Raw genomic sequence first — 6,133 nt, 5'->3', positions numbered from 1 at the left:
ACCGTTCATGAACATGTCTTCCATGCTCGCGTCGTTACGCGGGCTGTTTTTCTGGAATTGACCGCCATAGAGCGTCAGGCCGCTGATTTCGCTGGAGGTCACCTGAGCGCCCTGGAAGGTCTGCGGCAGCGAGCGGCCATCGTCGGAACGCAGGATCGGCAGCACCGGCATCCATTCACCGACCTTCAATTCGGTTTTCGAGATCTTGCCTTTGAGCGCCACGCCGAGCCGGCCGAAATTGTCGGCGGGGCGGCCGTCGTCGTGGATCGGCAACAGTTGGGTGCCGCCGCTGCCTTTGCCGCCATCGAGCTTCTGCGAGTACAGGCCCAGCACATCAACACCGAAGCCCACAGGACCCTGGGTGAAACCGGAGCGGGCATCGAGAATGAAGTTCTGCGTCCACTCTTCAGCCTTGCCCTGGGGGTAGGCCGGGTTGGTGTAGTTGCGGTTGATGTAGGCGTTGCGCAGGTTCAACGTGGCCTTGGCGTCGTCGGTGAAACCTTCGGCCTGGCAGGTGATGGGCAGGACGAGGGCCAGGCCGCTGCAGCCGATCAGGCTGAGAGAATGGCGACGGGTGAGGGTAGGCCGTGAACTACGGATTGACGAATTGCGGGCGAGCTTGCTCACTGTGACGCTCCCTTTCTTTTTTGTTTTTATTGTTTGTCATACGTCGTCGTACAACATTGGCGGCGATTATTTGCAGGCCGCTTCAGTGTTGTCAATCGGAAGTTATACGATGACCTGTCTGGCAGATGGGGAGTGAAATGTTTGGTTTGACTCTGTCGCCGCGAGCTAGAGCGGATGCTAGTCTTGCTCAACGTTGGGGTCGGGGATCCGCATGGGCAATCACAAGATCGAGATACGTCGCAGTAACGTCGAAAAAATCCTGCTGGGGGCGGAAAAAGTCTTCGCTGAAAAGGGCTTCGGCAGCACCGCCATGGCCGACATCGCCGCTGAAGTGCAACTGCCGCGTTCCAACCTGCACTACTACTTCAGCACCAAGACCGAGTTGTACAGCGCCGTGCTGTTCGACTTGCTGGAAGTCTGGAAGCAGGACGCGCTGTGCTTCGAGATGTTCGATGACCCGCGCGTGGTGCTCAGCAGCTACATCCGCGCCAAGATGAACCATTCCCGCAGCCGGCCGTATGGCTCGAAAGTCTGGGCCAACGAAATCATCCATGGCGCGCCGACCCTCGGCGAAGCGCTGGATGCGAGCCTGTACGACTGGGCCAAGATGAAGGAAGCGAAAATCCGCCAGTGGGTGGAGGACAAACGCATCCTGCCGGTGGAGCCCTCGAGCCTGCTGTACATGATCTGGGCCTCGACCCAGCACTACGCCGACTTCGATCACCAGGTGAACATTCTCAACGATCATCAGCCACTGTCGGACATGCAGTTCGAAAAGGCGGTGCAGACGGTGACGAGCGTGATTTTGCGGGGGATCGGGTTGGAGCCTTGAGATCTTACAGGCAGAAAAGATCGCAGCCTTCGGCAGCTCCTACAAAGAAATGCGTCCCCTGTAGGAGCTGCCGAAGGCTGCGATCTTTTGATCTTATAATTCAAACCACGACGTGATACGGATTCCTCGGATCATGATTCCAGTCCAGGAACGGCTTGCCGGTCTCCACCGGCACCATCTCGATGCAGTCCTGTACCGGGCAGGTGATCTGGCACAGGTTGCAGCCTACGCACTCCTCATCGATCACTTGATACTTGTGGGTGCCGTCCGCTTGCTTGAGGCTGGCCACGGCCTGGTGCGAGGTGTCCTCACACGCGATATGGCAACGACCGCAACCAATACACGCCTCCTGATCGATTTTCGCGATCACCTGGTAGTTGATGTCCAGGTACTTCCAGTCTGTGGTGTTGGCCACCGCGCGGCGGGAAAACTCCGAGATGCTGGCATAGCCTTGACTGTCCATCCAGCGTGACAAACCGTCCTTCATCTCATCGACAATCCGGAAACCATGCAACATCGCTGCCGTGCACACCTGCACCGAGCCACTGCCCAGGGCGATGAATTCCGCGGCGTCGCGCCAGTTGCCGATACCGCCGATGCCGCTGATCGGCAGGCCCTGGGTCTGCGGGTCGCGGGCGATTTCGGCGACCATGTTCAAGGCAATCGGCTTGACCGCCGAGCCGCAGTAACCGCCGTGGGTGCTTTGGCTGCCGACCATGGGGTTGGCGACCATGCGTTCGAGGTTGACGCTGGTGATCGAATTGATGGTGTTGATCAACGACACCGCATCGGCACCGCCTCGGTGGGCGGCACGGGCGGCGACGCGGATGTCGGTGATGTTCGGCGTGAGCTTGACGATCACCGGCAACGAGCAATACGTCTTGCACCAGCGGGTGACCTGTTCCACGTATTCCGGCACCTGGCCGACCGCTGCGCCCATGCCGCGCTCCGGCATGCCGTGGGGGCAACCGAAGTTCAGCTCGATGCCGTCGGCGCCGGTGGCTTCCACCAGTGGGAGGATGTGTTTCCAGGACTCTTCGACGCAAGGCACCATCAAGGACACAATCAGCGCGCGGTCCGGCCAGTCCTTTTTGACTTGGGTGATTTCCCGCAGGTTGATCTCCAGCGAGCGGTCAGTGATCAACTCGATGTTGTTAAAGCCCAGTACCTCCCGGTTAGCCCCGAAGTGCGCCGAGTAGCGCGACGACACGTTCACCGCCGCCGGGTCCTCACCCAGGGTTTTCCAGACCACGCCGCCCCAGCCGGCCTCGAAGGCGCGGACCACGTTGTAGGCCTTGTCGGTCGGCGGCGCGGAGGCCAGCCAGAATGGATTGGGTGCTTTGATGCCGGCGAAGACAATCGACAGATCGGCCATTTACGCAGCCTCCACGTTGAGCATCAGTTGAGCATTGATCGCCTCGGCGGCGCGCTTGCCATGCTGCACGGCTTGCACGGTGAGGTCTTGATCGAGGCTGGTGCAGTCACCGCCGGCATACACGCCGGGGATGCTGGTACGCAGGTTTTCATCGACTTCGATGCGCTCGCCCTGACGCTTGAGTTCCCGGGCCAGCGGATCGCTGAGGGCGCTGCCGTCGAAGGCCTGGCCGATGGCTTTGAAGATCGCGTTGGCGGCCAGTTCGAAGGTTTCACCGGTGGTTTGCAGGCGACCTTCCAGCAGATGAGTGCGGGCGAAACGCATGCCGCGCACGCGGCCCTGGTCATCGAGCAGCACTTCTTCGGGTTGTGCCCAGGTCATCAGCCGCACCTGATTGGCCTTGGCAATCTCCTGTTCGTGATGGGTGGCACCCATGTCCTCGACGCCACGGCGATACACCAGATTCACATCGTGGGCACCGAGGCGGGCCATTTGCACCGCCATGTCGATGGCGGTGTTGCCCGCGCCTAGGACAATGCAGTGGTCGGCCAGGGGCAGTTGGCTCAGGTCATCGGCCTGGCGCAGTTCGCGAATGTAATCGGTGGCGGCGAGCAGGCCGGGCGCGTCTTCGTGGGCCAGGCCCAGCTGTTTGCTGGCATTGAGCCCGAGGCCGAGGAACACCGCGTCGAACTGTTGGTGCAGTTCGCTGAGGGTCAGGTTGTCCCCGAGTTTTTGCCCGTGGCGGATTTCAATCCCGCCAATCTGCAACAGGAACTCAAGCTCCTTTTGCGCGTAGTCATCCACCAGTTTGTATTTGGCGATCCCGTACTCGTTGAGGCCGCCAGCCTTCTCCCGCGCCTCGAAGATCACCACGTCATGCCCGTGCATGGCGCTGCGGTGGGCACAGGACAAACCGGCCGGACCGGCACCGACCACGGCGATGCGTTTGCCGGTGGCGGCAGCACGCTGGAACGGGTGCGTGCTGAAGTGGGCGTTGTCCACGGCGTAGCGTTGCAACAGGCCGATCATGACCGGCGCGCATTCGTGAGCGTTGTTGCGCACGCAGGCTTGCTGGCAAAGAATTTCCGTTGGGCAAACCCGGGCGCAACTGCCGCCGAGGATGTTGGCCGAAAGGATCTTCTGCGCGGCGCCTTGCACGTTGTCCTGCGCAATGTTGCGGATGAACGAGGGAATGTCGATCTCGCTCGGGCAGGCATTGACGCAGGGCGCGTCGTAGCAATACAGACAGCGCGACGCTTCCAGGTGCGCCTGGCGCTCGTTGAGCGGCGGCGCCAGATCGGTGAAGTGGCCAGCGAGGGCGGCCGCATTCTCTTGGGGATGCGGGAGGTGGTCCAGGGTCTTGATCACGGTTTTGGCCTCACGGTTATTTGAGGTGCTGCCTCTGAATGGGCATTATTTGAATCTTGCTCAGTCCCCCCCCGTAGGAGCTGCCGAAGGCTGCGATCTTTTGATTTTGCTTTTTTAGATCAAAGTCAAAAGATCGCAGCCTTCGGCAGCTCCTACAGAGGGATGGGTCGTTCTCAGCGTTTCACAGCAACCGGCTGATTCAACTCAGCCCGCTTGCTCAGCAAATCAAACACCGCCGGATACGCCGGCCGCTCGATATAGCGCCCGACGCCGCGTTCGGCCCGCAGGTCGCCGTCGGCCCAGACCACGCGGCCCTGGCTGATGGTGTGGCTGGGCACGCCGCGCACGGTCTTGCCTTCGAAGATGTTGAAGTCCACCTGCTGATGGTGGGTCTTGGCGGAAATGGTCCGCGTGCCTTGCGGGTCCCATAGCACCAGGTCGGCATCGGCACCCACGCGTATCGAGCCTTTGCGTGGGTAGAGGTTGAAGATCTTCGCTGTGTTGGTGGAGGTCAGCGCGACGAATTGCTGCATCGAAAAGCGTCCGCTGTTCACGCCTTCCTCCCACAACACGGCCATGCGGTCTTCGATGCCGGCGGTGCCGTTGGGGATCTTGCTGAAGTCGTCGCGGCCAGCGGCTTTTTGCTCGGCGCAGAAGCAGCAGTGGTCGGTGGCGGTGGTGTGCAGGTTGCCCGACTGCAGGCCATGCCAGAGCGCCTCTTGATGGCCGCGAGGACGGAACGGCGGGCTCATCACGTAACCGGCGGCGGTTTGCCAGTCCGGATCGCGGTAGACGCTGTCGTCCAGCAGCAGGTGCCCGGCCAGTACTTCGCCGTAGACCGGCTGGCCCTTGCCCCGGGCGTAGGTGATTTCGTCCAGGGCTTCCTTGGTCGAGACGTGGACCAGGTACAGCGGCGTGCCCAGGGTTTCGGCGATGCGGATCGCCCGGCTCGCGGCTTCGCCTTCAACCTGGGAAGGACGCGACAGGGGATGCGCTTCCGGCCCGGTGATGCCCTGGGCCATCAGCTTGCGTTGCAGGTGATACACCAGTTCACCGTTTTCCGCGTGAACGGTCGGCACCGCGCCCAATTCCAGACAGCGTTCGAAACTCGCCACCAGGGTGTCATCGGCGGCCATGATCGCGTTCTTGTAGGCCATGAAATGCTTGAAGCTGTTGACGCCGTGCTGGCTGACCAGCTCGGCCATTTCCTCGCGGACCTGTTCGCTCCACCAGGTGATGGCGACGTGAAAGCCGTAGTCCGACGCCGACTTCTCGGCCCAGCCGCGCCACTGATGGAAGGCTTCGAGCAAGGATTGCTGCGGGTTGGGAATCACGAAGTCGATGATTGAGGTGGTACCGCCGGCCAGTCCCGCCGCCGTACCGCTGAAGAAGTCTTCGCTGGCCACTGTGCCCATGAAGGGCAGTTGCATGTGGGTGTGCGGGTCGATGCCGCCGGGCATCAGGTATTGGCCGCTGCCGTCGAGCACTTCGGCGCCTGCGGGTACATCGAGATTTTCGCCGATGGCCTTGATCACGCCGTCTGCGCAATACACATCGGCGCGATAACTTTCATCATGGGTAATAAGGGTGGCGCCACGGATCAACAGAGACATTCCGAGTTCCTCGCAGGCAATGACCGGCTTATGCCGGTTCTAGATGTTCTATTTTAAAAACAGCCCGGCCAGATTGATTCCTGTCAGTGCTGTCAGGATTAAACGCTAGCTGCAGTTTTCCGAATCGGCAAGAATATTTTTTATAAGCTTATTCTGTTACTAACTAATTGATATTTAATGATTAAATTTAAGAATCACCAAAATGGTGAGGCTGTTCACCATTTTGACGCACTTGACAGGATCGAAAAATAGTCAAGATTTCTTATGTGAAATCAGCTGTTTGAGTATGGTCTATGGTTGATGCGCAGCCATTGAAAA

At 60.2% G+C, this 6,133-nt stretch carries 5 protein-coding genes; 1 reads left to right on the top strand and 4 read right to left on the bottom strand.

Annotation, left to right across the window (positions count from 1 at the left end; all coding sequences use genetic code 11):
* A partial coding sequence (locus ACM6G4_RS28675; protein WP_414915111.1) for an OprD family outer membrane porin occupies window positions 1-627 on the bottom strand: 627 nt, incomplete at its 3' end.
* 211 nt (window positions 628-838) lie between these two features.
* On the opposite strand from ACM6G4_RS28675, the gene ACM6G4_RS28670 reads away from it, so the two are divergent.
* Window positions 839-1,459 carry a TetR/AcrR family transcriptional regulator gene (locus ACM6G4_RS28670; protein ID WP_223542598.1) on the top strand — a complete coding sequence of 207 codons (621 nt, stop codon included), beginning with the start codon at window positions 839-841 and terminating at the stop codon, window positions 1,457-1,459.
* 100 nt (window positions 1,460-1,559) lie between these two features.
* Here ACM6G4_RS28670 and preA read toward each other — a convergent pair whose 3' ends face one another.
* The 3 genes from preA to hydA all read right to left on the bottom strand — a co-directional run bounded on the left by preA (window position 1,560) and on the right by hydA (window position 5,815).
* On the bottom strand, window positions 1,560-2,834 hold the full coding sequence (gene preA / locus ACM6G4_RS28665) for an NAD-dependent dihydropyrimidine dehydrogenase subunit PreA (protein WP_414915110.1): 1,275 nt from the start codon (window positions 2,832-2,834) through the stop codon (window positions 1,560-1,562).
* On the bottom strand, window positions 2,835-4,202 hold the full coding sequence (locus ACM6G4_RS28660; protein WP_414915109.1) for an NAD(P)-dependent oxidoreductase: 1,368 nt from the start codon (window positions 4,200-4,202) through the stop codon (window positions 2,835-2,837).
* 173 nt (window positions 4,203-4,375) lie between these two features.
* Complete coding sequence (hydA, locus tag ACM6G4_RS28655; RefSeq protein ID WP_414915108.1) at window positions 4,376-5,815, bottom strand: dihydropyrimidinase; 1,440 nt, start codon at window positions 5,813-5,815, stop codon at window positions 4,376-4,378.
* Between the last annotated feature and the right edge of the window lie 318 nt (window positions 5,816-6,133).

This window comes from Pseudomonas sp. IT-P258, assembly GCF_949767825.1.
In the GTDB taxonomy this organism is placed as follows: Bacteria; Pseudomonadota; Gammaproteobacteria; order Pseudomonadales; family Pseudomonadaceae; genus Aquipseudomonas; species Aquipseudomonas monachiensis.
Note: the sequence above shows the minus strand (reverse complement) of the source record. Positions and strands in the feature narration are given on the sequence as shown.